Raw genomic sequence first — 25,694 nt, forward strand, 5'->3', positions numbered from 1 at the left:
GTCAGGACGACGGTCAGGTGGGGGAGATGGGGGGACAGAAAACATCCCGTCGTCCTGACGCAAGTCAGGACCAAGGCTATACCTCATCCGCGTCGCCGGGCCCCGGCGTTTCCAGACTGATCCCGACGTTCTTCAGGGCGACGGCCTAGAGCAAATCACGATCAGATGGAAACATTGGATCGTGTGAATTTGCTCTGTCTTGAATAGCTTAGAGCACCACCGCCACCCCGTATTGCCGTCCGGCGGCGATGAGCCGTTCTGCCAGGCTGTGGGCGTAGCCACGGGCCATGTGCAGGTCGAAGGTGGCCGTGCCGAGCCGGCGGTCCAGCGTCACCGGGACATGAAACAGCGCCGTCGACGCCACCCGGTCTTCGGCAAAGGCACGGGGATGCAGATCGATCCCGGTCCCCGACGCCAGGACATCCCGCGCCCGTGGCCCCGACAGGCGCAGGCTGGTTCGCCCATGGCTTTGATCCACCAGGACCGCCGCACCGCAGCATTCCCGCAGCAGCGCCATCAGGTCCGTCGAGCCGGCCGAGAGCGCCATCCAGCGCCCCGGCGCCAGGCTCAGCAGTCGCAGCCCGTCCACCGACACCGCCCGGCCGGGGGCCGGCAGGGGCAGGGCAATGGATTCGATCCGGTCCGGCCGGCAGTCGATCTGCACCTGGTCCATCACCCTCGCGGCGATCGTCAGGCCGGCGGGCGCATCGCTGAGCGTCTCGGCGAACAGGCCGGCGACCGGCGAGAGCCGCGGCGGCAGGGGCGTCAAACCCGTAATTGTGTCAGCCACGCAGCCGTCCTCCCTCCGGATCGACGAAGACCGGATCGGTGATCCGCACCTCAATTTCCAGGTTCCTGAGCGGGAAGACCGCCCAGACCGTCTCGCCCTTGCGCGCGAGCCCGCCCGACACGAAGCCGAGCGCGATCGGATGGCCGACCGTCGGCGAGAGATAGGCGCTGGACGACACATGCCCCAGCTTCTCCGGTCCGAGCCGCCCTGCCGGCACCGGTGCCTTGGGATTCGCCACCAGGATCGAGCCCGCCGGGATGCGCGTCTTCCCGTCCACTGGCACCAGCCCCACCAGCTTCGGCCGGGCTGGGTCGGTATAGGCCGGCTTGTCCAACATACCGCTGCCGACGAACCATTTCTTCGTGCTCGCCATCCGCCCCATACCGGCATCGTCCAGGGTGACCCGGCCGTCCAGCTCGGCATGGGTGACGTGGCCTTTCTCGATGCGCAGGATCGCCATGGCCTCGGTGCCGTAGGGGCGGATGCCGTGCGGCCGTCCGGCGGCGATCAACGCCTCCCAGACCCGGGTGCCCCAGTCGGCTGGGGCGTTGATCTCGTAGCTGAGCTCGCCGGAGAAGCTGATCCGGAAGATCCGTACCGGCACCCCGGCGATCACTGCCTCGGTGACGCCCATGAAGGGAAGGGCGGCGTCCGACACGTCTGTCCCGGCCTCCACCGCCGCCGCCAGCACGTCGCGCGCCTTCGGTCCGGCCAGCGCCATGGCGGCCCACTGCTCGGTGACCGAACAGGCCTGGGCGTCCAGCTCCGGCCAGGCCACCTGCAGGTACCATTCGATCAGCGCCATCACGTCGCCCGCATGGGCGGTGGTGGTGGTCATCAGGTAGTGATTTTCGCCCAGCCGCGAGGTGGTGCCGTCGTCATAGACGATCCCGTCCTCGCGCAGCATCAGCCCGTAGCGCGCCTTACCCACGGCCAGGGTCTTGAAGCCGTTGGCATAGAGCCGGTTCAGCAGCTCGCCCGCATCGGGCCCCTGGATGTCGATCTTGCCCAGGGTGGACACGTCGACCAGCCCGACGGCGGTGCGGACGGCGGCGACCTCCTCGGTGATCGCCCGGTCCATGGCCGCCTTGCCACCAGTCTCGCCGGGGGCGAGGTAATATTGCGGCCGCAGCCAGTGCCCCGCCTCCACGAAGGTGGCGCCGTTGGCGGCGTGCCAGTCATGCATGGCCGAGCGCCGCTCCGGCCGGTGATGGCGGCCCCGGTCGCCGCCGGCGAAGGCGCCGAAGGAGACGGGGGTGTAGGGCGGGCGGAACCGTGTGGTGCCGACCTCCGGGATCGGCTCGCCGCGGGCCTCCGCCATCAGCGCGTGGCCGATGATGTTGGACGTCTTGCCCTGGTCGGTTCCCATGCCGAGGGTCGTGTAACGCTTCAGGTGCTCCACCGAGACGAAACCCTCCCGGTGGGCGAGTGTGATGTCGTCGGCGGTGACGTCGTCCTGCAGGTCGACGAAGCGCTTCTTGCCGCTGCCGACGGCCCAGAATGCTTCCACCGGCCGCTGGCCCGGCTCGTGGGTCGTCGGCGTGTCGGGCAGGGCGCCGGGGGCGAAGCCGGCCGCTTCCGCCGCTTCGGCCCCGGCCCTGAACCCGTCTGTCAGGCAGGCGGCGAGGCTGTAGGCACCGCGGGCGGCTCCGACCGAGACATGGGCCTGGCGGGCCGCACCCGGCACGAAGGCGGCGAGACCGGCGTCCCAGTCGATCTTCCCAAGCGCATGGGTATGCAGATGTACCGCCGGGCTCCACCCGCCGGAGACCGCTAGCAGGTCGCAGGGCTCGAACACCGGATGGGCGGGGTCGTCCCGCCGGGCGACGTCGCAGCCGATCACCGCGAGCCGGCCATGAACTTTCGTCACCGCGGCGTTGTCGATGGTCTCGATCCCGGCGGCGTTGCAGCGGTCCCGCCACGGGCTGCTTCCGGCCGGGCGGGTGTCGACCACCCGCATGACCTCGACCCCGGCGGCGCGCAGGTCGAGCGCGGTGCGGTAGCCGTCGTCGTTGTTCGCCACCACCACGGCCCGGCGGCCCGGGCGCACGGCGAAGCGGTGCAGATAGGTGCGCACGGCCCCGGCCAGCATCACGCCGGGCCGGTCGTTATGGGGGAAGGCGATGTGCCGCTCGATGGCGCCGGTCGCCAGCACCACGCGCCCGGACCGGATGTGCCACAGGCGCTGACGCGGGACATGGGGCGGCGGGACGGGGAGGTGGTCGGCCACCCGCTCCACCGCGCCGATCATGTTGTCGTCGTAATAGCCGAAGGCGGTGGTGCGGGTGAGGATGCGGACCTCCGCCAGGCTCTCGAGCTCCGCCCGGGCCTGCGCCACCCAGCGCATCGCAGGGACACCGCCGATGGTCTCGCGCTCCGCGCGCAGCCGTCCGCCGAGCCCGTCGGTCTCCTCCACCAGGATCACCCGGGCGCCGCTGCGCCCGGCGGTCAGGGCGGCCGCCAGTCCGCTCGGCCCGCCGCCCACCACCAGCACGTCGCAATGGGCCGTCATCCGCTCATAGCTGTCGGGGTCGGGCTCGGTGGTGGCGCGTCCCATGCCGGCCGCCGCCCGTATCCGCTTCTCGTAGAAATGCCAGCCGGGGAAGCCCATGAAGGTCTTGTAGTAGAAGCCGGCAACCAGGAAGCGGCCGACCAGGTCGTTCAGCTCCATCGCATCCAGGGCGAGGGAGGGCCAGCGGTTCTGGCTCGTCGCCTCCAGCCCGTGGAACAGCTCGGCCATGTTGGCCCGCGTGTTCGGCTCCTGCCGTCCGCCGCGGCGCAGTTCGACCAAGGCGTTCGGCTCTTCCGGCCCGGCGGTGAAGATGCCCCGCGGCCGGTGGTACTTGAAGCTGCGCCCGACCAGACGGACGTCATTGGCGAGCAGGGCGGAGGCCAGCGTGTCGCCCGCATATCCAATGTAGCTTCTGCCGTCGAAAGTGAAGGACAGCGGGCGACGGCGGTCGATCTCCCCGCCTGTGGGTAGGCGGCAGGCGTTCACGTCCTTGAGGCGGCCGAAGATCATCGGGCCCCCTCCAGGTCCGCATCCGGCCAGCCGCAGGCCAGCACCTCATGGCTGGTGACGTCGCGCAGTACCTTCACATAGCGCCGGCAGCCATGGATGTGGTGCCAGAACTCCAGATGCGGCCCGGCCGGGTTGTCGCGCAGATAGACGTAGTCGTGCCAGTCCGCCGCGGTTGCCGTCGCGGGATCGGCCGGGCGGGACTTGGTCGCGTCGCCGGCATAGGAGAACTCGGCCTGGTCGCGCGGGCCGCAATGGGGGCAGGTGATCAGAATCATGCGCGCATGCCCCTCAATGCAGCTTCGGGGTCGGCCCCTTGCCGCCCTCGTCCAGCAGGTCTCCGGTTTCGAACCGCTCCAGACCCATCTCCCGGTTGGTCTCGTGCGCGGCGTCATGGGCGATCGTATGGGCGAAGGCGTAGCCCGAGCCCGGCGTCGCCTTGAACCCGCCATAGCACCAGCCGGCGTTGAGATAGAGGTTGTCGAACGGCGTCTTGGAGATGATCGGGCTGCCGTCCATCGACATGTCCATGATGCCGCCCCAGCTCCGCAGGATCCGAACCCGCGACAGGTGGGGCATCATCGCCAGTCCGTTGGCCATGACGTCCTCGACCACCGGCAGGTTGCCGCGCTGGGCGTAGGAATTGTGGAAGTCGATATCGCCGCCCAGCACTAGTCCGCCCTTGTCCGACTGGCTGATGTAGAAATGCCCGGCGCCATAGGTGACGACCCCATCGATCAGCGGCTTCAGCGGCTCCGAGACGAAGGCCTGGAGCACGTGGGATTCGATCGGCAGCCTCCAGCCCAGCATGGACGCGACCCGCGAGGTGTTGCCGGCGACGGCCATGCCGACCCGGCCGCAGCCGATGGTGCCGCGGCTGGTCTTCACCCCGGTGATCCGGTCGCCGTCGCGCTCGAAGCCGGTGACCTCGCAGTTCTGCAGGATGTCGACGCCGCGCCGGTCGGCCCCTCGGGCGAAGCCCCAGGCCACCGCGTCGTGCCGGGCGGTGCCGCCGCGCGGCTGCAGCAGCCCGCCATAGATCGGCCAGCGGGCCTCCTTCGAATAGTCGAGATGCGGGTAGAGCCTGCGCACGCCCTCGCGGTCCAGCAGCTCGGCATTGATGCCGTTCAGCCGCATCAGGTTGCCGCGCCGCGCATAGGCGTCCATCTGGCCGTCGGAATGGGCGAGGTTGAGCACGCCGCGCTGGCTGAACATCACGTTGTAGTTCAGGTCCCGCGACAGGCCCTCCCAGAGCTTTAGGGAGTGCTCGTAGAAATGGGCGTTGCCGTCGAGCATATAGTTGGAGCGCACGATGGTGGTGTTGCGCCCGACATTGCCGCCGCCGATCCAGCCCTTCTCCACGACCGCCACATTGGTGATGCCGTGGTTGCGCGCGAGGTAATAGGCGGTCGCCAGCCCATGGCCACCGCCGCCGATGACGATCACGTCGTAGGATTTCTTCGGTTCCGGATCGCGCCAGGCGCGGATCCAGCCCTTGTGCCCCGTCAGGCCCTCGCGGATCAGCGAGAAGACCGAATATTCCGCCATCGCCCGTTTCCTCCCGTTGCACCGAAGTCTGCACCAGGGAAGGGGGCCGTGCGAAGCCGGGATCGGACGAAAAATACCCGTCTCGCGTCGCTGCGCTGCACAACATGCTTGATCTGGCGTGGGCGGAGGACCTTAGGATCCGTCAGGCATCCTTGTCCGGAGATCGAGCGATGATCACAGCGGCCTATGCGGGACTACTCGGACTTGTCTTTCTGGTTCTCACGGTTCGGGTCGTCACCCGGCGGGGGGCGGTCAAGGCGAGCCTGGGCGACGGCGGCGACATCCTGCTCGAGCGCCGGATCCGGGCGCACGGAAACTTCATCGAGTTCGTGCCCTTGGGGCTGATCCTGATGATCCTGCTGGAGATGCAGAGCGTGTCGATCTGGATCGTGCATTTAGTCGGGATCTGTCTGCTGGTCGGCCGGGTGATCCATGCCGTGAACATCAGCCGGGAGAACGAGAGCCTGGGCGGCCGCATCGTCGGGATGCTACTGACGCTCACCGCGCTGGGTGTGGCCTCCATCGCGGCGCTGGTTCGGTCGTTCGGGGTGATGTGAGAGGAAGTTCTCTCCCCGACCAACCACTCCCCGGATTCATTCCGGGGCCTACGGATCAACGTGGCAGGGACCGCAGAAAGCTCTCTCGCGCCGCATCGCGGGACGGGTGGGCCCCGGAATAAATCCGGGGAGTGAAAAAGGGGAGGAGAGTGTGTAGCCGCTCTATTTCCTGCCCAGCCCTGGCCGGTCCGGTGCCAGTTCTTCCTTGGTCAGGCCGAGCTTCACCATGTCCTCCGGCACCGCACGGCCCAGCGCGAGGGCGGCGCTGAACCGGCCCATAGCGGCGCTGGTCTGGATGCCGTAGCCGCCCTGGCCCGCCACCCACAGGAACCCCTCGGCTGCCGGCGCGAAGCCCACCACCGGCGACTTGTCGGCGACAAAGCTGCGCAGCCCCGCCCAAGTCGAGTGCGGCCGGTTGATGACGAAAAGCGTGTCGGTCTGGATCTTGTCGATGGCCATGGCCACGTCCTCGATCTCCGGCTGGGCGTCGGTCGGGGGCGAGGGGATCTCGTCGGCCGGGCTGCCCATCATCCGCCCGCCCTCCGGGCGCACATACCAGGATTCGTCGCACAGATCGGCCATGGCCCAGCTTGAGGGATCGGCGGTGGTGCCGTCGCGCAGCGCCACGTCGAAGGTGAAGGCGGTGCGGCGCTTGGGGATCAGGCCGATCGGCGCGGCCCCCGCCATCTCGCCGACCACGTCGCACCAGGCGCCGGCGGCGTTGACGACGATCGGCGCGCTGAACGTGCCGGCGCGGGTCTCCACACTCCAGGTGCCGCCGGCGCGGGACAGGCCCATGACCTCGGCATCGGTGACCACGCGGCCGCCCTTGGCCCGCAGCCCGCGCAGGAAGCCCTGCAGGATGGCGTGCACGTCCATGTCCATCGCCCCCGCCTCATAGGCGCCGGCGACGATCCGGTCGGGGTCGAGATAGGGAGCGATCTCGAACAGGGTCTTGCCGTCGACCCGCTCCATGCTGGGCGACTGCTCCAGTTCCTTGGCCAGGGTGCCGAGCAGTTCCTCGGTGGCGACGGCGACCGCGCCGCGCGGGGTCATCAGCGGGTCGGTGGCGAAACCCTCGGGAGGGCTCTCCAGGAACGGCCGGGTCGCCTTGTTCAGCTTGCGGATGGTCGCGTTGCCGTAGTTTTCGAAGAACAGTGCGGCCGAGCGTCCGGTGGTGTGGTAGCCGGGCTGGCTCTCGCGCTCCAGCAGGATCACCTTGGCGCCGTCGGCCATGAAGTACCCGGCCGAGGCTCCGGCCATGCCGCCACCGATGATGAGAATGTCTGCGGTGTTCGGGGAGGCGTTATTCGTAGTCGTGGTCATGGGGCGAACTGCTCCATCAGGACGCGTTCCTCAAGATTGTGTTCCGGGTCGTAGAGCACGGTGAGCTCCACATCGCGGTCCTCGCGGACCTCCACCTCGACCACGTCATGCACTTCCATGACGTCGGCCACGGCGTTCACCGGGCGCTTCTCCGGGCGGATGGTCTCGAAATGGATGACCGCACCGCGCGGCAGCAGCGCACCGCGCCAGCGTCGGGGGCGGAAGGCGCTGATGGGTGTGAGGGCCAACACGTTGGCGCCGAGTGGGATGATCGGGCCGTGGGCCGACAGGTTGTAGGCGGTCGAGCCGGCCGGGGTGGCGACCAGCACGCCGTCGCAGACCAGCTCGGCCAGCCGCTCGCGGCCGTCGACCGAGATCCGGATCTTCGCCGCCTGGGCCGAGGCGCGGAACAGCGAGACCTCGTTGATCGCCAGCCCTTCCACGCGCGTGCCATCGCGGCAGGTCGCGTGCATGCGCAGCGGGTGCAGGGTGACCGGCTGGGCCTTCTGCAGGCGCTCGATCAGGCCTTCCTCGCGGAACTCGTTCATCAGGAAGCCGACGGTGCCCCGATTCATGCCGTAGATCGGCTTGCCGGCGCCAATGGCGGCGCGCAGGGTCTCCAGCATATAACCGTCGCCGCCGAGCGCCACGATCACGTCGGCCCGGGTCGGCACCACGCTGCCGTAGCGCTCGCACAGGAGCTTCTGCGCCTCGCGGGCTTCCTCCGTGTTGGCGGCCACGAAGGCGAGCGCCATACTCTGTGTTCCTGCTGTCACAGCATTTCTCCGTCGCCCGGCCTGCGGTTCGGCGGCACCATAGGCGAAACCGGAGAGAGCGCGCATCCCTCAATCGGCGCGGCCCACCCCTCATGTATCGGTCCTCCCGCCGGGACGGCCGCTGTCCTGGAGACCTCCATGCGCATCGTTCTTTTCGCGGTCCTGATCGCGGTCGGCCTGTCCCAGTCCGTCACCGGCGCCAGCGGCGCCTGGGCCGACGACCGGCACGAGGGCTATTACTATCCGAAGATCACCTCCAGCGAGGTCTACAAGGCGCGGATCCAGAAGCTGCGCGATTCAGACCGGACCCGGCGGCTCGGCTTCGTCACCGGCATGGCGGCCGGCGCACAGGAGAAAGCCTATGCCCCGCAGATGGCGTTCTTCGCCAAGGGGCGGGACGCAGAGAAAGCGATTCTCGTCGGACTGGACGACGGCCGGATGGACACGCTCTACCGAGCCCGCGCGGTGCTCGCCCTTCTGACGGCGACGGCCCGGGCGACCCCTGTGTTCCGCGACCTGGATCCGGAGGGGCAGTACACGTTCCTGGACCTGCTGGCGCTGCTGGGCTTCGAGGAACTGACGGTCAGCGACGGGCGGAGTTACGCGCACCGGATCGAGATCAAGTGAGGGGGCAACCTCACTCATCCCTGAGCTCTCTTCGAACACTCCCCGGCCTTGTGCCGGGGCCCACGCCGGGGATCGCGCGGGAGCTGGGTGTGCAGAATTCCGGCGATCCGAGCTGTGGAAGCGTAGGCCCCGGCACAAGGCCGGGGAGTGAGGTGCGGTGGATGGGGAAGAGAGAAGGCGAGTGAGCAGGCAGGGCAGTGGAACCTGCCGCCTAACCCCTCACCCCCCCGTCACGCTCATGTGCCGGGAGACCGCCGGGCCGCGGTGGCGGCGATCGATGATGAAGTCGTGGCCCTTGGGCTTGCGGGTTATCGCCTCGCGGATCGCGTCGTGCAGCGCGCCGTCGCTCTCGCTCGATCGCAGCGGCTCGCGCAGGTCGGCGGCGTCGTCCTGGCCGAGGCACATGTACAGCGTGCCGGTGCAGGTCAGCCGCACCCGGTTGCAGCTCTCGCAGAAATTATGGGTCAGCGGTGTGATGAAGCCGAGCCGCCCGCCGGTCTCCGCCACCGACACGTAGCGCGCCGGCCCGCCGGTCTTGTACGGAATGTCGGTCAGGGTGAAGCGCTGGGCCAGGCGCGCGCGCACCGCCGAGAGCGGCAGATACTGGTCGAGCCGGTCCTCGCCGCCGATATCGCCCATCGGCATGACCTCGATCACGGTCATGTCGTAACCCCGGTCGCCGCACCATTGCAGCATATCGCCCAACTCGTCGTCGTTGACGCCCTTCAGCGCCACGGCGTTGATCTTGATCGCGATGCCGGCCTTGTCGGCGGCATCGAGCCCGGCCATGACCTTGCCGATGTCGCCCCAGCGGGTGATGGCGCGGAACTTGTCCGGATCGAGCGTGTCGATCGACACGTTCAGCCGCTTCACCCCGCAGGCCGCCAGGTCGTCGGCGAAGCGGGAGAGCTGGCTGGCATTGGTGGTGATCGTCAGCTCCTCCAGGCCGCCGCCCTCCAGGCGGGCGCCGAGGCGGCGGATCAGCCACATGATGTCGCGCCGCACCAGCGGCTCGCCGCCGGTCAGCCGCAGCTTCTTCACGCCGAGATCGACGAAGGCGCCGCAGAGCCGGTCCAGCTCCTCCAGCGAGAGCACGTCCTTCTTCGGCAGGAAGGTCATGTTCTCCGCCATGCAGTAGACGCAGCGGAAGTCGCAGCGGTCGGTCACGGACACCCGCAGATAGGAGATCGCCCGCTGGAACGGGTCGATCAGCGGTGCCGGGGCCGGGTTCGCCAAGATTGAAGTGGTCGACGTTTCGGTCATCATGCCCCGATATATACGACCAGAATAACGGGATCGAAAGGGGGGCGCGTTGAATGGACCAACGGGGCTCCCCAGATTTTGACCATGGCAGACACAACGAAAACGCGAATTGAAGCCCGGCCGCCCCGCTCCCACGACGACGTGCTGGGGGTGATCCTGGCCGGCGGGCTCGCCCGGCGCATGGGCGGCGGCGACAAGGGCTTCGCCGATCTCGGCGGCCGCACCCTGCTGCAGCGGGTGATCGACCGGCTGGAGGGGCAGGTCGGCGGGCTGGTGCTGAACGCCAATGGCGATCCGGCACGGTTCGCGGAGTACCGGCTGCCGGTGGTGGCCGACACGGTGGCCGACCACCCGGGGCCGCTCGCCGGAATTCTCGCCGGATTGGCGTATGCCGAGGCGCATGGCTGGCAGTGGATCGCCACCGCGCCGGTGGACACGCCCTATCTGCCGCGCGATCTGGTGGACCGGCTGCTGACCGCACTGGCGGGCGAGGCGGCGGAGATCGCCTGTGTGGCGTCTGGCGGCCGGGTGCATCCGGTGGTCGGGCTCTGGCCGATCGGCCTGATCGGCCCGCTGCGGGCGGCGTTGGAGGAGCAGGGCATCCGCAAGGTGGACGCCTTCGCCGGGGCCCGGCGCCGGGCGATCGCGACCTGGCCGGTGGAGCCGTACGACCCATTTCTCAACGTCAATTCGCCGGCCGACCTGTTCGAAGTGGCGCATGGGATGCGCGTCGACTAAGGGAGGCTGCGTAAAGGCTTGCTCTGGCGCGCGGAATACCGCACGGTTCGCGCCATGATGAGGACACCTGCGATCGTATTGGCCGCCTGTTTCGGGCTGGCCGCCTGTGGTGAGGAAGAGCAGCCCCCGGGGCCGCCGACCTCCACCATCTATGTGCGCAATGAGAGCTCCACGGAAGCCAATCTGCGCATCAAGTTCTGGTCGAAGGACTACCTGAAGGTCTCGGCCGGCGACAGCGACGAGATCACCTTCGTCAACGAGGACAAGATCAACGCGGTCCAGGTCGAGGCGAAGACCCGCAAGCAGTGGGACGACTGCTGGGTGACCATGAATGTCGGCCAGACCATCGTCGTATTCGACGCGGTCGAACGCATCGGCTGCCGGGTCGAGTAACCCTCCGCTCCCCTTTTTCCTTACCGACTTCCTGGAAGGGTCCCCGGACCTGATCCGGGGCACTATCCAGGATCGTGCACCGGACGGGTCAGCAGCACGGTCCTGGATCGCCCCGGCTCACGCCGGGATCGTCCAGGAAGTCGATCAGGGTAGAAGGGGAGAGAGACTCCTAAGCCCCTGGGATCGTGCCGTCGTAGGGGATCGCCTCTTCCGAGGTCTCCCAGATCGTGCGCATCGACGGCTTCTCCTGCTCCTCGCGGACATGGCCGACCAGGCCGGCGCAGCGGGTGATCAGGGCGAAGCCGCGCAGGATCTCCGCGGGCACGCCGCAATCCAGCAGCACCGCCGCGATCGCCCCCGTCGCATTGATCGTGATGTGCTTGCCGTAGACCCGGTCGATGGCGGCACTCAGCGATTTCAGCGCGGCGATGTAGGTGCCGGACTGGCCATGCTCCTCGGCGAGCGCGAACAGGCGGATCGGGCGCGGGTCGTCGGGCTTGTGCAGGTGGTGGCCGAAGCCGGGCAGGGGTTTGCGCGCCGCCCGGTGCTCCTCCGCCACCCGCTGGGCCGCCGCGTCGATGCCGGCCGGATCCTCGACAATCTCCAGCAGCAGCTTGGCATTGCCCTCCATGGTGCCGACGAAGACGCTGCCGACCCCCATCAGCCCGGCCGCCACGCCGGCCTGCATCGCCTCCGGCGCGCTGGAATAGATCAGCCGGGTGGCGAGCGCGCTCGGGGTGAGGCCGTGCTCCATCAGGGTGACGAAACAGGCGTCGATCATCGCCGTCTCGGCCGCACTCGGCACCCGGCCCAGCATCTGGAAGACGATCATCTCGGTGAAGGTCAGCTTGCCGATCAGCTCGCTGCACAGGCTTTTGTCGCGGATATAGATGTCGTCGTTGGTATGGGTGGCGATGCTGGTCGTCGGCGCAGCTTTGGCGCTCATGCGTTTCCTCCGTATGTGCAGGTCAGTCGGCGGCCGGTAGCCGCTTCTCGAGTTCGTGGCGCTGGATCTTGCCCGAGGCGGAACGCGGAAAGTCGTCCATCGCGATGAAATGGATGCCCTTGGGCTGCTTGTAGCCGGCGAGTTCGGCCCGGCAGCGGGCGTAGAGATCGGCGTCGGTCAGGCCGTCGTCCTGGCGGGCGACGAAGGCGATGGGGACCTCGCCCCATTTCGCGTCCGGCCGGCGGACCACGGCGGCGTCGATCACCCGCGGGTCGGCCAGGATCACCCGCTCGATTTCGGCCGGGTAGATGTTCTCGCCGCCCGACTTGATCAGGTATTTCACCCGGTCGACGAAATCGAGGCTGCCGTCCGGGTTGCGGCGGAACACGTCGCCCATGTGGAACCAGCCGTCGCGGAAGTCGGACAGGTTGGTCGCCTCGTTGCGCCAGTAGCCGCTGAACAGGGTCGGGCCGCGCATGGCGAGTTCGCCCGGCGCGCCGTCCTCCACCTCGTTGCCATCCGGATCGACCAGCCGCACCTCGCAGAAGATGCTCTGCTCCTTCGACAGGCTTGTCGGCGCCACACCCACAGGGATCAGCGAGGAGGAGCAGGGCGGGCAGCCCGTCTCGGTCGCGCCGAAGGTGTTGGCGTAGGGGGCGTCGAGCAGGCGGGTGATGCGGGCGATCTCCGCCGGCGGAACCAGGTCGGCCATCACGCCGCAGACCTTGATGCCCTTCGCCGCCACGCCACGCGCCTCGATCTCGGCCGCAAAGCCGCCGACCATGCCCGGCATCAGCAGCAGCCAGCCGATCGGCTCCTCGCGCACCACCTCGGCCAGATGGCCCTGGTCGAAGCCGTCGACGACGATGACCTTGCCGCCGGCCATCAGGGTGCCGATGGAATTGTCGGCCGCCCCCATGTGGTACATGGGCGACCAGGCCACGAAGCTGTCGGCGGCGTCGATCGAGAACTCCGCCCGGGTGACCATGTTGCGGATGATCTGGGCGCGGTGGCTGATCACGGCCCCCTTGGGCAGGCCGGTCGTGCCCGACGTGTAGAGGATCAGCAGCGGCGCTTCGGGGTCGAGGTTCTCAAGCGCCGAGAGCGAAGACGGTTCGGCGCCGGCCAGGGCCGCCTCATAGGCGTCGCCCAGGACCAGAGAGGTTTCGTCATATCCCGATACCTCGGCCAGCTTGCCGGCATGGCGCTCGGAGACCAGGACCAGGGAGGGCTCCACCAGCCCCAGGCAATGGGTCAGTTCGGCCGTCGACAGCCGCCAGTTCTGGCAGGCCAGGACGGCGCCGGTCATGGCGGCGGCGAGATAGGCCTCCAGGTATTCGCCCCGGTTCTCCGACAGGATGGCGATCCGGTCGCCCGGACCGATGCCTCTGGCCTCGAGCACGGCGGACAGCCGGCGGGCCCGGTCGCTGAGCTCGGCGTAGGAGAGGGTGCCGGCGCTGGTCTGAACGGCCGGCCGGTCGCCGCCGCGGCGGACCTGCTGCAGGAACAGCCCTGCGACCGTGCTCAGGGCACTGCGCGAGATCAGGGTGGAGGCGGACGGCGCGGTCATGGTTCGGAAACCGTAGCGCCTTCCGCCTCCTGATCAAGCGGTCCTTATCCGCTGCGTCGTATTCCGGGTGAAGGCATCAGGCGCCGAAGCCGCCGTCGATCGTGTGCATGGCGCCGGTCACGTAGCCCGCTTCGGGCCCGACGAGATAGGCGACCATGGCGGCGACCTCGGCCGGCGTTCCGTGACGCTTGATCGCCAGGAAGCTGTGCATGGCGTCGCGCATCGGGCCGTCGGCCGGGTTCATGTCGGTATCGATCGGACCGGGCTGGACGACGTTCACGGTGATCTCCCGCGGGCCGAGGTCCCGGGCGAGGCCGCGGGCGAGGCTCTGCATCGCCGACTTGGTCATGCCGTAGGCCGCACCGCCGACGAAGGGAACGCGGTCGCCGTTGACCGAGCCGATGATCACGATCCGGCCGCCGTCCGTCATGGTCTTCGCCGCCTCGACCGAGGCGTGGTAGGGGCTGCGGATGTTGATGTCGATCATCCGGTCGACCCCGTCGGGGTCGAGCTCGATGGCCTCGCCGATCATGGCGACACCCGCATTCACCACCAGAATATCGAGCGGTCCGGCCTCGCGCACGGTGCGCACCGTGGCCTCGCGGCTGGCGCTGTCGGATTGGACGGCCTTGGCACCGGTCTCCTTGGCGAGGGTCTGGGCCGCCTCGGGCGATCCGGCATAGGTGAAGGTCACCTCGGCGCCGTCTGTCGCCAGTCGGCGGACGATGGCGGCGCCGATACCCCGGCTTCCGCCGAGAACGAGGGCGCGCTTTTTGGTTCGAGTGGACATCTGCGGTCTCCTTGAGAGAATATGAAGTGACCGCTATATAAATAGTCGGACCAACCGATCAAGGATTTTTATAGTGACCGATATAAAAAAATCCCGCGGGCGAGGCAGGCCGCGTCGGTTCGACGAGGAAGCGGCCGTGGAAACCGCCGAACGCCTGTTCCATGACCGGGGCTATGACGGTGTCGGCGTCGCCGAGCTGGGATCGGCCATGGGTATCGGCGCGCCCAGCCTGTACGCCGCGTTCGGCAGCAAGGTCGGGCTGTTCGAGCGCGCGCTCGCCGTCTACGAGCAGCAGAATGGGGGCATCCTGGCGAAGATCCTGCAGCGCGAGGGGCCGGTGGCGGACCTGCTGCCGCTTTTCCTGGAGGAGGCGGCCCGGTTCTTCTCCCGACCGGGGGAGCCCTGCGGCTGCATGGTGCTGAGCGGTACCTGGAACAGCGGGGATGCCGAGGCGGTGGCGCTGACCGCCCGGCTGAAGGAGGCTGGGCGCGAGCGGATCCGAGACCGCATCGCCCGGGAACGCCCCCAGGATGCAGAGCGGCTGGCGGATTTCACCGTCAGCGTGATGTCCGGACTGTCGGCCATGGCGCGGGAGGGCGTGGAGCGGGACCGGCTGCTCGCCGCCGCCCGGGCCGCCGCTCCGGCCTATGCCTGATCGGCCGTCAGGGTTACCGGTCGCCCGAAGCGCTTCAGCGCCTTCGCACCCGCTCCTTCCATCACCGCCGTGTAGGCGGCCTGCGGCTCGGTCACCACGAAGCCGGCGAGGCGCCGCACCGGACCGGCGAGCAGGCCGGGGCAGAGCGGCACCGACGGGCCGACGACGGACACCTTCGCCTCGGGCGAGACCCCTGCCAGGATTTCCGCGGCCGTGCCGTTCACCAGGGTTGAGGCGGTCATCACCACGGCCTGTGCCGCCGCCAGCACGGGCCCGGCATCGGCATAGGCGACCTCGCCCTCGCGGGGATCGAGTTCCACGACGGTCGCGCCGGGGAACTTCACGTCCAGACCTGGGAAGCGCCCGATGATGACGGTGCGGGCCAGTTCCGCCGCACGGCCGTCCAGATCCTGGGCCCAGGGGCTCAGCCCGTCGCCATCGCGCAGAGCCGGGGAGGGGCGGTTCCAGAAGGCGTTGACGGCGGCGAGGCCGATGGAGCGTTCGTAGGGATTGTCGGAGAGAAAGAGCCGGGCCAGTTCGGCCAGCGTGCGGCCGGCATAGCTGCCGGTCTCCGGCGTGGTTCGGGCTCCCGCCATGCCGCGGGGCGACCAGGCGAGGCCGATATCGGCGCCGCACTGCACCGCGGTCCAGTTGAAGCCGACGACGAGGCGGTCTGCGGTGCCGTCGCCGACCCCCTCTATGGCCGGCGCCAGCGGGCTCTCGGTCATGGGCGGCGGGTCAGTTGGTGGGAGTCGTCGTATCCGCCGACAGCAGCATGGCGCGATCCGTGTTGATCAGCTGCTTGCCCGCATGTTCGAAATTCACCGTCACGCGCGAGCCGACGACGGACTGGATCTGGCCGAGGCCCCAATCGGGTCGCCCTTCCAGCCGTACGTAGCCGCCAGGACTGAGGAATTCCATGTCACTCTCCGAGGCCCTGAAACCGACGCTCAAGAATATCAAAGTCTCATAGGGTTATTAACGATTCCTTTAAGGGGGGTATGGTGGACATACCTTTGGAACGAGACCCAAGGAGGCCGTCTTGAGCATTTCCCCCCGTCATCTGGACCTGCTGCTGTCGCGCCTGTTCCATGACCTGATCGGCCCGGCCTCGGCGGCGCGCAATGGTTTGGAGCTGGTCCGAGAGTTCGGCGCGGATGATGTCGGCGCCGAGGCGATGGACCTCGTCGCCGGATCGGTCGACCAGGTCGCGGCCCGGCTCACCTTCTTCCGCATGACCTTCGGGGGTGCCGGCAGCGGCGGGGGAATCGGCTATCTCGACGCCCGGCCGGTGCTGGCCGACTATCTGACCCACCGCAAGCTGGAACCCCGGATCGCCATCGCCGATGGCCTGCCGAAGCCCAGGGCGGGGGTGATCAAGGTGATGCTCGGGCTTGCCGTGGTGGCGGCCGAGAGCCTGCCGCGCGGCGGCGTGGTGTCGGTCTCGGTGACGGCCGACGAGATCCGGATCGGCGCCGAGGGCACCGACGCCGCCCTGTCGGAGAAGGCGCAGCAGGCGCTCTCCGGCGCGCTGGAGCCTGAGGACGAGGTGCTGGTGGTACCGGCGACCGTCGGCATGACGGCACGGCGCTTCGAGATCGACTACAGCGTGACCGGAGCCGCCCCTCCCGGTTTCTCGGTCCGGCCGGACTAGGACCGTCACGATGGCCACGGGCACAAACGCGCCGTCAGCCGCTGACTGTGCTTGTGTCGCCGCCACATTCGGGCGAGAAAGTGCGCCAACGGCCGTGGGGTATGCCCCGCGGCCGGATCCGCGGCTTCTTGCGATCGGACCCACGGGTCCAGTGACGGACGGCAATGGCCAAAAACAACCTTCCCTCGACACAGCGCAGTTCCGGTGTTCCCCAGGCCCTGGGCGGGGAGCGCGAGACCGGACAGTTCGTTTCCATCTCCATCGGCGGCCAGATGTTCGGCATCCCCGTCATGATGGTCCACGACATCCTCGGCCCGCAGCGGATCACCCGGATCCCGCTGGCACCGCCGGAGATCGCCGGCTCGCTGAACCTGCGCGGGCGGATCGTCACGGCCGTGCATGTGCGCCGACGGCTGGGCCTCGACCCGCTGCCGATGGGCCAGGACACCATGAGCGTCGTGGTCGAGCATCACGGCGATCTGTACAGCCTGATCGTCGACGGGGTGGGCGAGGTCCTCAGCCTGGATCTCGACAATTTCGAGCCGCACCCGCCGACCATGCCGCCCCGGGTCCGGGAGATTTCGGCCGGCATCTATCAACTCAAGGAGACGCTGCTGGTGATCCTCGACGTGTCCAATCTTCTCGACTTCATCGGGCATGAACCCGCATGATGATTACCGAGCATTTGAGAAGAAACTGCATAGCCCCAGAAGGGGAAACGAGGCGACGCTGATGAAATCCTGTCTGGTGGTCGACGATTCCAAGGTCGTCAGGATGGTAGCGCGCCGGATCCTGCAGGGTCTGGAGTTCGACATCGAGGAAGCGGCCGACGGCAAGCAGGCGCTGGAAGCCTGCGAGCGCAAGCTGCCCGATGCGGTGCTGCTGGACTGGAACATGCCGGTCATGAACGGGATCGAGTTCCTGCGCGCGCTGCGCAAGATGCCCGGCGGGGACGGCCCGATCGTCGTGTTCTGCACCACGGAGAACGACCTGCAGCATATCCAGGAGGCGATCTCCTCCGGGGCCAACGAGTACATCATGAAGCCGTTCGACAGCGACATCATCGCCACCAAGTTCCAGCAGGTCGGGCTGATCTGATGGTGCTGACCTCTCCCCCCAAGCCGCCGCGCTCCGCCGACCCGTACCGGGTCATGCTGGTGGACGACTCCGCCGTGATCCGCGGCCTGTTCTCCCGCTCGCTGGAGACCGATCCGGAGGTCCAGGTGGTCGCTTCGGTGGGCGACGGCCAGATGGCGGTCAACACGCTGGCCAAGGACAAGGGCAAGATCGAGGTCATCGTCCTCGACATTGAGATGCCCCGCATGGACGGCTTGGCGGCACTGCCGGAGCTGCTGAAGATCGATCCCGACGTGCCGGTGGTGATGGCGTCGACGCTGACCGCCCGCAACGCCGACATCTCGCTGAAGGCGCTGGCGCTCGGGGCGAAGGACTACATCCCGAAGCCGAGCAGCATGCGCGAGCTGTCCGCCGCCGAGACGTTCAAGCGCGAGCTGCTGGAGAAGGTGAAGACCCTTGCAGCCGCGCGCCGCCGCAAGACCGGCGGTGCGGCCCCGGCCCGGCCTCGTTTCACCGCCGACCGCAGCGCCGCCGCGACGGCCCCGCGGCCCGCGGCCCCGGTCGCCAAGCCGGCCTCGCCGCCGATCGATCTGCGCCCGGCCGGCCGCCGGCCGCCCCAGGTCCTGTGTATCGGCAGTTCCACCGGCGGACCGCAGGCGCTGTTCAAGCTACTCGGCGCCCTGCCGAAGACGTTGCGGCTGCCGATCCTGCTGACCCAGCACATGCCGGCGACCTTCACCTCCATTCTGGCCGACCACATCACCCGGTCCACCGGCTGGACCTGCGTGGAGGCGACCGACGGGATGCCGGTGCAGAGCGGCCGCGTCCATCTCGCTCCGGGCGACTTCCACATGCTGGCCGAGCGTTCGGGTGCCAGCGTGGTGCTGCGATTGAACAAGGGGGCGCCGGAGAATTTCTGCCGGCCGGCCGTCGATCCGATGCTGCGCAGCGTGATCGAGGCGTGGGGCGGGCAGGCGCTGACCGTCATCCTCACCGGCATGGGCCATGACGGCCAGAAGGGCTCGGAGGCGCTGGTGAATGCCGGCGGGACCGTGATCGCCCAGGACGAGGCTTCCAGCGTGGTATGGGGGATGCCGGGGGCGGTTGCCCGGGCCGGCGTCTGCACGGCCGTGCTGCCGCTGGATCAGATCGCTCCGTGGATCGATCGGCAGACGGCGAGGTGGGCGGCATGAAGGCGGCGGATCTGGAGCATTTGGCCAAGCTTCTCAAGGACCAGTCGGGCCTCGTGGTCACGCCGGAGAAGGCGTATCTGCTGGAGAACCGCCTGGCGCCGGTGGCCCGCAAATGGGGGCTGGAGACGATCGACGCCCTGGTCGCCGCCATGCGGGCGCGCGCCGACCACAAGATGATCAAGGATGTGGTCGACGCCATGACCACGAACGAGTCGCTGTTCTTCCGCGACATGAAGCCGTTCGACAACCTGCGCGACCTGCTGCTGCCGGAACTGATGAAGGCGCGGGCGGCGAGCAAGCGCATCCGGATCTGGAGTGCGGCCTGTTCCAGCGGCCAGGAGCCGTATTCCATCGCCATGCTGCTGACCGAACTGGGACCGAAGGTCGCCGGCTGGCGCTTCGAGATCGTCGCGACCGACCTGTCGACCGATATCATCGGCCGGGCGAAACAGGGCGTGTATTCCCAGTTCGAGGTCCAGCGCGGCCTGCCGATCACCATGCTGGTCAAGTACTTCGCCCAGGACGGGGACAAGTGGCGGATCAGCGACAAGATCCGCACCATGGTGCAATACCGCGAGTTCAACCTGCTGGATCATCCGCGGTCGCTGGGACAGTTCGACATCGTGTTCTGCCGCAACGTGCTGATCTATTTCGATCAGCCGACCAAGGCCAAGGTGCTGGGCGGCATCGCCGACCAGATGGCGCCCGACGGCGGGCTGTATCTCGGCGGCGCGGAGACCGTGCTCGGCATCACCGACCGGTTCGAGCCGATCCCGGGCCAGCGCGGCGTCTACCGGATCTCCCAGAAGGCGGCGGTCAAGGCGACCGCCTGACCCGAACGAAAAACGCACCGCCGAGGGGTCGGCGATGCGTCTGACTGAGGCGAGACGAGGGGGCGGTCGGTTTACGCCGCGTTGTTCTTCGCCTCGTTCGGGTCGCGCAGCACGTAGCCGCGGCCCCAGACCGTCTCGATGTAGTTGTCGCCGCCGGTCGCGTTCGACAGCTTCTTGCGCAGCTTGCAGATGAAGACGTCGATGATCTTCAGCTCCGGCTCGTCCATCCCGTTGTAGAGATGGTTCAGGAACATCTCCTTGGTCAGGGTCGTGCCCTTGCGCAGGGAGAGCAGTTCCAGGATGCCGTATTCCTTGCCGGTCAGGTGCAGGGGCTGGCCCTCCACGTCGACCGAGCGGCTGTCCAGATTTACCTGCAGCTTGCCGGTCGAGATGATCGATTCGCTGTGGCCCATGGACCGGCGGACGATCGCCTGGATGCGGGCGACGAGCTCGCGGCGGTCGAACGGCTTGGTCACGTAGTCGTCGGCGCCGTAGCCGAGGCCCTTGATCTTGGCGTCCAGCTCCGACAGGCCGGAGAGGATCAGGATCGGGGTCTTCACCCGCGCCTGGCGCAGCCGCTTCAGGACGTCGTAGCCGTCCATGTCCGGCAGCATTAGGTCCAGCAGGATGATGTCGTAATCGTAGAGCTTTCCGATCTCGAGGCCGTCCTCGCCGGCCTCCGCCCGGTCCACGACCCAGCCTTCGGCGCTCAGCATCAGCTCGATGCTGCGTGCGACCGCGTCTTCGTCTTCGACCAGCAGGATGCGCATGGCTTCTCTCCCTTTGATCCCCACCCGGGCTCTCAACATCGAGGTTTAAGAGACATGGCTTAAAAGAAAGGTTAACGCCAAGCCGGCGCTCGTGCCTACGAAAAGCTCGTGATATTCTTCGAAACCCCAGCGGATCAAGGAGTTGGCCGTGGCCACCCTGCTTAAGCACCTGGCGAGCGATATCGAAAAAATTCCTGAATTTCGTCTCTATGGCCGTGTAACGGCGGTTTTGGGGATGATGGTCGAGATCGGCGGGGTGGAGCGTGCCCTGTCCATCGGCGACCGCTGCTTCGTTCAGGCGCGGGGTGGGCGGATGGTGGCCTGCGAGGTGGTCGGCTTCCGCGACGGCCGGGCGCTGGCCATGCCGTTCGGCCCGCTGGAGGGGGTCGGCATCGGCTCGCGCGCCCAGATCTCCGACGCCGAGCCGGTGATCTATCCCGACGACACCTGGCTCGGCCGGGTGGTCGACGCCATGGGCCGGTCGATCGACGGCAACGGGCCGCTGTCGGAAGGGGCGGAGGCCTATCCGCTGCGCAACAGCCCGCCGCCGGCTCACCGCCGCCAACGGGTCGGCAGTAAGCTCGACGTGGGCGTGCGGGCGATCAACCAGTTCATCTCGATCTGCCGGGGCCAGCGCATGGGCATCTTCGCCGGCTCGGGCGTCGGCAAGTCGGTGCTGATGGCGATGCTTGCCAAGTTCTCCAACGCCGACGTCTTCGTCATCGGCCTGATCGGCGAGCGCGGCCGCGAGGTGCAGGAGTTCATCCAGGACTATTTGGGCGAGGAGGGCATGCGCCGCTCAGTGGTGGTCGTCGCCACCTCCGACGAGAGCCCGCTGATGCGCCGCCAGGCGGCCTATCTCACCCTGTCGGTGGCCGAGTATTTCCGCGACCAGGGCAAGCAGGTGCTATGCATGATGGACAGCGTGACCCGCTTCGCCATGGCCCAGCGTGAGATCGGCCTGGCCACCGGCGAGCCGCCGGCCTCCAAGGGCTACACGCCGACGGTCTTCGCCGAGCTGCCGCGCCTGCTGGAACGGGCCGGGCCCGGGGTGGCCGAGGGCTCGATCACCGGCCTGTTCAGCGTGCTCGTGGAGGGCGACGACCACAACGAGCCGATCTCCGACGCGGTGCGCGGCATTCTGGACGGCCACGTGGTGCTGGAGCGCGCCATCGCCGACCGGGGGCGCTATCCGGCGATCAACATCCTGCGCTCGGTCAGCCGCATGATGCCGGACTGCAATACCGGCGAGCAGACCGCCCTGGTCCGCCGCGCCCGGGCGCTGATGGCGACCTATGACGATATGGCCGACATGATCCGGCTCGGCGCGTACCGGCGCGGCAGCGACCCGCTGGTGGACGAGGCGATCCGCTATCACGAGCCGCTGGAGGCGTTCCTCAACCAGGACAAGGACGACAACGCCGATCTTGACGCGGGCTATGCCGAACTGGCGGAGATCCTCGGCGTGGCCCTGGGCGAGGCGGAGTAGGGGCCGGCTGACCCATGCGTCCGTTCGACACCCTGATCGAACTGTCGGAGAACCAGCTCGACGAGAAGCGCAAGCGGCTCGCCGCCCTGGAGGAGCGTCTTGCCGAGGCCCGGGCCGTGCGTCAGGCGCTGGACGACGAGCAGGCGCGCGAGCAGCAGGTGGCGTCCCAGGAGACCGGCCTGGTGGGCTTCGCCTATGGCGCCTATGCCGGCCGGCTGGTGCAGCGCCGCGAGGAGGCCGACCGGGCGATCGCCAAGGCCGAGCAGTCGGTGGAGGAGCAGCGCGAGATCGTCCGCGAGGCCTTCGCCGAGCTGAAGCGCTACGAGATGGCGCACCAAGCGCGGCTGGAGAAGGCCCGCAAGGAACGCGAGGCGAAGGATCAGATGGAGATCGACGAGATCGCGGGGAACCTGCTGCGGCGCAAGGACGAGCGGCTGTAGGGGGATGCCGCCGCGTTCTCTTCCTTCCCTCGCTCCCTTCCCACACTCCCCGGATTTATTCCGGGGCCTACGGGTGGCGTGGCATGGGCGGCGCGCGGATCTCTCTGACGGCTGAACCAGCGGAACCGTGGGCCCCGGAATGAATCCGGGGAGTGGGGAGGGTGCTGGTGCGCGCGCTACCGCCGCGGCCGCTCGCCCCAGAGGTTCACCATGTTGCCGGCGAAGATCAGAACGCCGCCGAACAGCACGTAGGGGTTCCACGGCTCCGCGTAGAACAGGTAGCCGATCACCGCGATGATCGGCAGCCGGATGAAGTCCATCGGCGCCACCACCGCCGCGTCGGCGTGGCGCATGGCATGGGCGACGCACCAGTGGGAGCAGAGCCCGCCCAGGCCGATCGCCGCGATCCAGATGTAGTTCTCCGGCGAGGGCGTCACCCACATGTTCAGGGCCGGCACCAAGCCCAGTGGCAGCTGAATCAGATTCATCCAGAACACGATGGCGAAGGGGCGCTCGGTCGATGCCATGTGACGGGTGAAGACATAGGTCGCCGCATAGGCCATCGCCGCCCCCAGCACGGCGAAGGCGGCCACGTCGAGCATCGCCGCCCCCGGCCGCACCACGATCAGGATGCCGACGAAGCCCATGGCCACGGCGATCATGCGCCAGCGTGTGAAGGGCTCGCCCAGGAACATGGCCGCCAGGATCGCGGTCCAGATCGGCACCGTGAACTCGATGGAGAACACGGCCGCCAGCGGCAGCAGGCTGAGGCCGTAGACCCAGCCGAACTGGCCGGCGAAGTGGATCGTGTTGCGCGCCAGGTGCAGGCCCATCCGCTCGGTGCGGATGCCTTCGAACCGGTGGAAGGCGGCGATCGCGGTCAGCACCGCCACGCAGATCAGACTGCGGAAGCTGAGCGCCTGGAAGACGGACATCTCCTGGGTCAGCTCGCGTCCGGCCAGAGCCATGGTGGTGAACGAGGCGAGCGCGCCCATCATCCAGGCCACGGCCTTGAGCGTGTTGGTCTGCAGCGGAAGGGTCGTGGCGGCCACGGGGCGGCTCCATCGGGTGGGACCCCTCGCAACGGCCTCTCGAAAGGGGCCCTTGGCAGGGGATCGCGACAAGACACCCGCCCGTCCTTCGCGTCAAGGTGGCGAGCCGGCCGGCGCCCGATGCACCTGGGCTCGTGACACAAACTGCACCAATCCGGTCCCCATTTCCGTTGACCCCGCCGGAGGGTGGTCCTATGTATACTGTACCGGAAAGGTACGGTTTGTGATGTTGCGACTTAATCGCATGACGGACTACGCGATCGTCATCCTGGGCCACATGGCGCAGGACGTCGGACGCGTGCGCACGGCCGCGGCGCTGTCGGAGTCGACAGGCGTGCCGATGCCGTCGGTCTCCAAGATCCTGAAGATCATGACCCACGCCTCGCTGATCACCGCCCATCGCGGGGCCAAGGGCGGCTATTCGCTCGACCGGCCGGCCGCGGCGGTGAGCATGACCGAGATCATCCAGGCCCTGGAGGGGCCGATCGCGCTGACCGCCTGTGTTGACGGGGCGGAGGATAGCTGCGAGGTGGAGCATTCCTGCTTCATGCGGGGCAACTGGAACCGGGTGAATGCCGCGATCCACGCCGCCCTGGATGCCGTGACACTTGCCGACATGATGGATCCGGAAGAGATGTTCCCGGACCGCTCGGCGGCTGCCCGCGAGGGCGCGCAGCCGAGCCTGCAGAACGCGTTCGAATAGGACTGGGAGAGAGAAGGATGGCTGCGACAGCCGATACCGTCCGCCAGGTCGAGGAAGTCACCGGCCGTGCCTATAAGCACGGCTTCGTGACCGAGATCGACATGGAGATGGCGCCGAAGGGGCTCGACGAGACCACCATCCGCTTCATCTCGGCCAAGAAGGAAGAGCCGGAATGGCTGCTGGAATGGCGCCTGAAGGCGTTCCATCAGTGGCAGCAGATGAAGGAGCCGAACTGGGCGAAGGTCGGCTATCCGCCGATCGACTACCAGGACCTGTACTACTACGCGGCCCCGTCCCAGAAGCCGAAGCTGAACTCGCTGGACGAGGTCGATCCGGAGCTGCTGGCGACCTACGAGAAGCTCGGTATTCCGCTCAAGGAGCAGGAGATTCTGGCCGGCGTGGTCGCCGTCGACGCGGTGTTCGACAGCGTGTCCGTCGCCACGACCTACAAGAAGGAACTGGAGAAGCACGGTGTCGTGTTCTGCTCGATCTCCGAGGCCGTGCGCACCCATCCGGAGCTGGTGAGGCGCTATCTCGGCTCGGTCGTGCCGGCCGCCGACAACTTCTTCGCCTGCCTGAACAGCGCTGTCTTCACCGATGGCAGCTTCGTCTACATCCCCAAGGGCGTGCGCTGCCCGATGGAGCTGTCGACCTATTTCCGCATCAACGCCCAGAATACCGGGCAGTTCGAGCGCACCCTGATCGTCGCCGACGAGGGCGCCTACGTCTCCTACCTGGAGGGCTGCACGGCGCCGCAGCGCGACGAGAACCAGCTTCACGCCGCCGTGGTCGAGCTGGTCGCCCTGGACGATGCCGAGATCAAGTACTCCACCGTCCAGAACTGGTATCCGGGCGACGAGAACGGCAAGGGCGGGATCTACAACTTCGTGACCAAGCGCGGCGCCTGCCGCGGCAAGCGCTCGAAGATCTCCTGGACCCAAGTGGAAACCGGCTCGGCCATCACCTGGAAGTATCCGAGCTGCATCCTGCAGGGCGACGACAGCGTCGGCGAGTTCTACTCCGTCGCGATCACCAACAACGCCCAGCAGGCCGACACCGGCACCAAGATGATCCACCTGGGCAAGAACACCCGCTCGACGATCATCTCCAAGGGCATCAGCGCCGGTAAGGCGGACAACACCTATCGCGGCCTGGTGCGCGTGGGGAAACGGGCCGATGGTGCCCGCAACTTCACCCAGTGCGACAGCCTGCTGATCGGCGACAAGTGCGGCGCCCACACGGTTCCGTATATCGAGAGCAAGAACCCGTCGGCCCGGATCGAGCACGAGGCCACCACCTCGAAGATCAGCGAGGACCAGCTGTTCTACTGCATGTCCCGCGGTCTCTCGACCGAGGACGCGGTGGGCCTGATCGTCAACGGCTTCTGCAAGGAAGTCATGAAAGAACTGCCGATGGAGTTCGCCGTCGAGGCGCAGAAGCTCATCGGAATCAGCTTGGAAGGCAGCGTCGGTTAATCTGACGGCT

The 25,694-nt window shown here is 67.9% G+C and carries 28 protein-coding genes; 14 read left to right on the plus strand and 14 right to left on the minus strand.

Going from position 1 to position 25,694, the window contains the following annotated elements:
* Window positions 1–208: 208 nt before the first annotated feature.
* Genes ACOQOP_RS04045 through ACOQOP_RS04060 form a run of 4 tightly spaced genes read right to left on the minus strand, consistent with a single transcriptional unit; the run spans window position 209 to window position 5,357 of the window.
* Window positions 209–790 carry a sarcosine oxidase subunit gamma gene (locus ACOQOP_RS04045; protein ID WP_420565040.1) on the minus strand — a complete coding sequence of 194 codons (582 nt, stop codon included), beginning with the start codon at window positions 788–790 and terminating at the stop codon, window positions 209–211.
* Entirely contained in the window at window positions 783–3,812 is a 3,030-nt protein-coding gene (locus ACOQOP_RS04050; protein ID WP_420565041.1) for a sarcosine oxidase subunit alpha family protein, read from the minus strand. The genes ACOQOP_RS04045 and ACOQOP_RS04050 overlap by 8 nt, the downstream gene beginning before the upstream one ends.
* Window positions 3,809–4,087 (minus strand): sarcosine oxidase subunit delta, encoded by a 279-nt coding sequence (locus ACOQOP_RS04055; protein ID WP_420565042.1) that lies wholly within the window; start codon window positions 4,085–4,087, stop codon window positions 3,809–3,811. The genes ACOQOP_RS04050 and ACOQOP_RS04055 overlap by 4 nt, the downstream gene beginning before the upstream one ends.
* Before the next feature lie 13 nt (window positions 4,088–4,100).
* Window positions 4,101–5,357, minus strand: a complete 1,257-nt coding sequence (locus ACOQOP_RS04060; protein ID WP_420565043.1) for a sarcosine oxidase subunit beta family protein — start codon at window positions 5,355–5,357, stop codon at window positions 4,101–4,103.
* Window positions 5,358–5,527: 170 nt separating this feature from the next.
* Between ACOQOP_RS04060 and ACOQOP_RS04065 the strand changes: the two genes are divergently transcribed.
* Window positions 5,528–5,914 carry an MAPEG family protein gene (locus ACOQOP_RS04065; protein ID WP_420565044.1) on the plus strand — a complete coding sequence of 129 codons (387 nt, stop codon included), beginning with the start codon at window positions 5,528–5,530 and terminating at the stop codon, window positions 5,912–5,914.
* Between the two features lie 162 nt (window positions 5,915–6,076).
* Here the strand turns inward: ACOQOP_RS04065 and ACOQOP_RS04070 are convergent, their stop codons facing one another.
* Both ACOQOP_RS04070 and ACOQOP_RS04075 read right to left on the minus strand, forming a co-directional pair.
* Window positions 6,077–7,240 carry an NAD(P)/FAD-dependent oxidoreductase gene (locus ACOQOP_RS04070; RefSeq protein WP_420565045.1) on the minus strand — a complete coding sequence of 388 codons (1,164 nt, stop codon included), beginning with the start codon at window positions 7,238–7,240 and terminating at the stop codon, window positions 6,077–6,079.
* A complete protein-coding gene (locus ACOQOP_RS04075) occupies window positions 7,237–7,995 on the minus strand; it encodes an NAD kinase (RefSeq protein ID WP_420565046.1) in 759 nt (252 codons plus the stop codon). Before ACOQOP_RS04075 ends, ACOQOP_RS04070 begins: the two co-directional genes overlap by 4 nt.
* Window positions 7,996–8,154: 159 nt before the next feature.
* Here ACOQOP_RS04075 and ACOQOP_RS04080 point away from each other — a divergent pair, with 159 nt between their 5' ends.
* Complete coding sequence (locus ACOQOP_RS04080; protein WP_420565047.1) at window positions 8,155–8,643, plus strand: molybdopterin-guanine dinucleotide biosynthesis protein A; 489 nt, start codon at window positions 8,155–8,157, stop codon at window positions 8,641–8,643.
* Between the two features lie 219 nt (window positions 8,644–8,862).
* Here ACOQOP_RS04080 and moaA read toward each other — a convergent pair whose 3' ends face one another.
* The gene (gene moaA / locus ACOQOP_RS04085; RefSeq protein ID WP_420566512.1) at window positions 8,863–9,906 is read right to left on the minus strand and encodes a GTP 3',8-cyclase MoaA; all 1,044 of its coding nucleotides are present in this window, start codon (window positions 9,904–9,906) and stop codon (window positions 8,863–8,865) included.
* An 84-nt stretch (window positions 9,907–9,990) separates the two neighbouring features.
* Here moaA and mobA point away from each other — a divergent pair, with 84 nt between their 5' ends.
* Both mobA and ACOQOP_RS04095 read left to right on the plus strand, forming a co-directional pair.
* Window positions 9,991–10,644 carry a molybdenum cofactor guanylyltransferase MobA gene (mobA, locus tag ACOQOP_RS04090; RefSeq protein WP_420565048.1) on the plus strand — a complete coding sequence of 218 codons (654 nt, stop codon included), beginning with the start codon at window positions 9,991–9,993 and terminating at the stop codon, window positions 10,642–10,644.
* Between the two features lie 57 nt (window positions 10,645–10,701).
* Window positions 10,702–11,037, plus strand: a complete 336-nt coding sequence (locus ACOQOP_RS04095; RefSeq protein ID WP_420565049.1) for a hypothetical protein — start codon at window positions 10,702–10,704, stop codon at window positions 11,035–11,037.
* Between the two features lie 169 nt (window positions 11,038–11,206).
* Here ACOQOP_RS04095 and ACOQOP_RS04100 read toward each other — a convergent pair whose 3' ends face one another.
* From ACOQOP_RS04100 to bdcA, 3 genes are all read right to left on the minus strand, one after another.
* On the minus strand, window positions 11,207–11,983 hold the full coding sequence (locus ACOQOP_RS04100; RefSeq protein WP_420565050.1) for a citryl-CoA lyase: 777 nt from the start codon (window positions 11,981–11,983) through the stop codon (window positions 11,207–11,209).
* Window positions 11,984–12,005: 22 nt separating this feature from the next.
* On the minus strand, window positions 12,006–13,553 hold the full coding sequence (locus ACOQOP_RS04105) for a class I adenylate-forming enzyme family protein (protein ID WP_420565051.1): 1,548 nt from the start codon (window positions 13,551–13,553) through the stop codon (window positions 12,006–12,008).
* A 76-nt stretch (window positions 13,554–13,629) separates the two neighbouring features.
* Window positions 13,630–14,343 carry an SDR family oxidoreductase gene (bdcA, locus tag ACOQOP_RS04110; protein ID WP_420565052.1) on the minus strand — a complete coding sequence of 238 codons (714 nt, stop codon included), beginning with the start codon at window positions 14,341–14,343 and terminating at the stop codon, window positions 13,630–13,632.
* 136 nt (window positions 14,344–14,479) lie between these two features.
* On the opposite strand from bdcA, the gene ACOQOP_RS04115 reads away from it, so the two are divergent.
* Entirely contained in the window at window positions 14,480–14,998 is a 519-nt protein-coding gene (locus ACOQOP_RS04115; protein ID WP_420565053.1) for a TetR/AcrR family transcriptional regulator, read from the plus strand.
* Here the strand turns inward: ACOQOP_RS04115 and ACOQOP_RS04120 are convergent.
* A complete protein-coding gene (locus ACOQOP_RS04120) occupies window positions 14,989–15,726 on the minus strand; it encodes a Rossmann-like domain-containing protein (RefSeq protein WP_420565054.1) in 738 nt (245 codons plus the stop codon). The genes ACOQOP_RS04115 and ACOQOP_RS04120 overlap by 10 nt on opposite strands.
* 10 nt (window positions 15,727–15,736) lie before the next feature.
* Window positions 15,737–15,919: a DUF3553 domain-containing protein gene (locus ACOQOP_RS04125; protein ID WP_420565055.1), complete on the minus strand. Its 183-nt coding sequence runs from the start codon at window positions 15,917–15,919 to the stop codon at window positions 15,737–15,739.
* A 121-nt stretch (window positions 15,920–16,040) separates the two neighbouring features.
* Here ACOQOP_RS04125 and ACOQOP_RS04130 point away from each other — a divergent pair, with 121 nt between their 5' ends.
* From ACOQOP_RS04130 to ACOQOP_RS04150, 5 genes are all read left to right on the plus strand, one after another.
* On the plus strand, window positions 16,041–16,652 hold the full coding sequence (locus ACOQOP_RS04130) for a histidine phosphotransferase family protein (protein ID WP_420565056.1): 612 nt from the start codon (window positions 16,041–16,043) through the stop codon (window positions 16,650–16,652).
* A gap of 164 nt (window positions 16,653–16,816) precedes the next feature.
* Window positions 16,817–17,323, plus strand: a complete 507-nt coding sequence (locus tag ACOQOP_RS04135; protein ID WP_420565057.1) for a chemotaxis protein CheW — start codon at window positions 16,817–16,819, stop codon at window positions 17,321–17,323.
* A 61-nt stretch (window positions 17,324–17,384) separates the two neighbouring features.
* On the plus strand, window positions 17,385–17,750 hold the full coding sequence (locus ACOQOP_RS04140; RefSeq protein WP_420565058.1) for a response regulator: 366 nt from the start codon (window positions 17,385–17,387) through the stop codon (window positions 17,748–17,750).
* Window positions 17,747–18,922, plus strand: a complete 1,176-nt coding sequence (locus tag ACOQOP_RS04145) for a protein-glutamate methylesterase/protein-glutamine glutaminase (RefSeq protein ID WP_420566513.1) — start codon at window positions 17,747–17,749, stop codon at window positions 18,920–18,922. Before ACOQOP_RS04140 ends, ACOQOP_RS04145 begins: the two co-directional genes overlap by 4 nt.
* A complete protein-coding gene (locus ACOQOP_RS04150) occupies window positions 18,919–19,755 on the plus strand; it encodes a CheR family methyltransferase (protein ID WP_420566514.1) in 837 nt (278 codons plus the stop codon). The genes ACOQOP_RS04145 and ACOQOP_RS04150 overlap by 4 nt, the downstream gene beginning before the upstream one ends.
* A gap of 71 nt (window positions 19,756–19,826) precedes the next feature.
* Here the strand turns inward: ACOQOP_RS04150 and ctrA are convergent, their stop codons facing one another.
* Window positions 19,827–20,525: a response regulator transcription factor CtrA gene (ctrA, locus tag ACOQOP_RS04155; RefSeq protein ID WP_420565059.1), complete on the minus strand. Its 699-nt coding sequence runs from the start codon at window positions 20,523–20,525 to the stop codon at window positions 19,827–19,829.
* A 148-nt stretch (window positions 20,526–20,673) separates the two neighbouring features.
* Here ctrA and fliI point away from each other — a divergent pair, with 148 nt between their 5' ends.
* Window positions 20,674–22,014 carry a flagellar protein export ATPase FliI gene (gene fliI / locus ACOQOP_RS04160; protein WP_420565060.1) on the plus strand — a complete coding sequence of 447 codons (1,341 nt, stop codon included), beginning with the start codon at window positions 20,674–20,676 and terminating at the stop codon, window positions 22,012–22,014.
* Between the two features lie 14 nt (window positions 22,015–22,028).
* The gene (locus tag ACOQOP_RS04165) at window positions 22,029–22,454 is read left to right on the plus strand and encodes a hypothetical protein (RefSeq protein ID WP_420565061.1); all 426 of its coding nucleotides are present in this window, start codon (window positions 22,029–22,031) and stop codon (window positions 22,452–22,454) included.
* Between the two features lie 176 nt (window positions 22,455–22,630).
* Here the strand turns inward: ACOQOP_RS04165 and ACOQOP_RS04170 are convergent, their stop codons facing one another.
* A complete protein-coding gene (locus ACOQOP_RS04170; protein ID WP_420565062.1) occupies window positions 22,631–23,506 on the minus strand; it encodes a DMT family transporter in 876 nt (291 codons plus the stop codon).
* Window positions 23,507–23,750: 244 nt separating this feature from the next.
* Between ACOQOP_RS04170 and ACOQOP_RS04175 the strand changes: the two genes are divergently transcribed.
* Together ACOQOP_RS04175 and sufB are read left to right on the plus strand one after the other, a co-directional pair.
* On the plus strand, window positions 23,751–24,209 hold the full coding sequence (locus ACOQOP_RS04175) for an SUF system Fe-S cluster assembly regulator (protein ID WP_420565063.1): 459 nt from the start codon (window positions 23,751–23,753) through the stop codon (window positions 24,207–24,209).
* 17 nt (window positions 24,210–24,226) lie between these two features.
* A complete protein-coding gene (gene sufB / locus ACOQOP_RS04180; RefSeq protein WP_420565064.1) occupies window positions 24,227–25,684 on the plus strand; it encodes a Fe-S cluster assembly protein SufB in 1,458 nt (485 codons plus the stop codon).
* The last annotated feature ends 10 nt before the right edge of the window (window positions 25,685–25,694 follow it).

The sequence above is a fragment of the Thalassobaculum sp. genome (genome assembly GCF_965223715.1).
Classification (GTDB): domain Bacteria; phylum Pseudomonadota; class Alphaproteobacteria; order Thalassobaculales; family Thalassobaculaceae; genus Thalassobaculum.

Excerpts from the sequence above, each read along its gene's own strand:
- ACOQOP_RS04050 (WP_420565041.1), bottom strand. The coding sequence starts at position 3,812 with ATGATCTTCGGCCGCCTCAAGGACGTGAACGCCTGCCGCCTACCCACA.
- ACOQOP_RS04055 (WP_420565042.1), bottom strand. The coding sequence starts at position 4,087 with ATGATTCTGATCACCTGCCCCCATTGCGGCCCGCGCGACCAGGCCGAG.
- ACOQOP_RS04060 (WP_420565043.1), bottom strand. The coding sequence starts at position 5,357 with ATGGCGGAATATTCGGTCTTCTCGCTGATCCGCGAGGGCCTGACGGGG.
- ACOQOP_RS04065 (WP_420565044.1), top strand. The coding sequence starts at position 5,528 with ATGATCACAGCGGCCTATGCGGGACTACTCGGACTTGTCTTTCTGGTT.
- ACOQOP_RS04070 (WP_420565045.1), bottom strand. The coding sequence starts at position 7,240 with ATGACCACGACTACGAATAACGCCTCCCCGAACACCGCAGACATTCTC.
- ACOQOP_RS04075 (WP_420565046.1), bottom strand. The coding sequence starts at position 7,995 with ATGGCGCTCGCCTTCGTGGCCGCCAACACGGAGGAAGCCCGCGAGGCG.
- ACOQOP_RS04080 (WP_420565047.1), top strand. The coding sequence starts at position 8,155 with ATGCGCATCGTTCTTTTCGCGGTCCTGATCGCGGTCGGCCTGTCCCAG.
- moaA (WP_420566512.1), bottom strand. The coding sequence starts at position 9,906 with ATGACCGAAACGTCGACCACTTCAATCTTGGCGAACCCGGCCCCGGCA.
- mobA (WP_420565048.1), top strand. The coding sequence starts at position 9,991 with ATGGCAGACACAACGAAAACGCGAATTGAAGCCCGGCCGCCCCGCTCC.
- ACOQOP_RS04095 (WP_420565049.1), top strand. The coding sequence starts at position 10,702 with ATGAGGACACCTGCGATCGTATTGGCCGCCTGTTTCGGGCTGGCCGCC.
- ACOQOP_RS04100 (WP_420565050.1), bottom strand. The coding sequence starts at position 11,983 with ATGAGCGCCAAAGCTGCGCCGACGACCAGCATCGCCACCCATACCAAC.
- ACOQOP_RS04105 (WP_420565051.1), bottom strand. The coding sequence starts at position 13,553 with ATGACCGCGCCGTCCGCCTCCACCCTGATCTCGCGCAGTGCCCTGAGC.
- bdcA (WP_420565052.1), bottom strand. The coding sequence starts at position 14,343 with ATGTCCACTCGAACCAAAAAGCGCGCCCTCGTTCTCGGCGGAAGCCGG.
- ACOQOP_RS04120 (WP_420565054.1), bottom strand. The coding sequence starts at position 15,726 with ATGACCGAGAGCCCGCTGGCGCCGGCCATAGAGGGGGTCGGCGACGGC.
- ACOQOP_RS04125 (WP_420565055.1), bottom strand. The coding sequence starts at position 15,919 with ATGGAATTCCTCAGTCCTGGCGGCTACGTACGGCTGGAAGGGCGACCC.
- ACOQOP_RS04135 (WP_420565057.1), top strand. The coding sequence starts at position 16,817 with ATGGCCAAAAACAACCTTCCCTCGACACAGCGCAGTTCCGGTGTTCCC.
- ACOQOP_RS04140 (WP_420565058.1), top strand. The coding sequence starts at position 17,385 with ATGAAATCCTGTCTGGTGGTCGACGATTCCAAGGTCGTCAGGATGGTA.
- ACOQOP_RS04150 (WP_420566514.1), top strand. The coding sequence starts at position 18,919 with ATGAAGGCGGCGGATCTGGAGCATTTGGCCAAGCTTCTCAAGGACCAG.
- ctrA (WP_420565059.1), bottom strand. The coding sequence starts at position 20,525 with ATGCGCATCCTGCTGGTCGAAGACGAAGACGCGGTCGCACGCAGCATC.
- ACOQOP_RS04165 (WP_420565061.1), top strand. The coding sequence starts at position 22,029 with ATGCGTCCGTTCGACACCCTGATCGAACTGTCGGAGAACCAGCTCGAC.
- ACOQOP_RS04175 (WP_420565063.1), top strand. The coding sequence starts at position 23,751 with ATGACGGACTACGCGATCGTCATCCTGGGCCACATGGCGCAGGACGTC.
- sufB (WP_420565064.1), top strand. The coding sequence starts at position 24,227 with ATGGCTGCGACAGCCGATACCGTCCGCCAGGTCGAGGAAGTCACCGGC.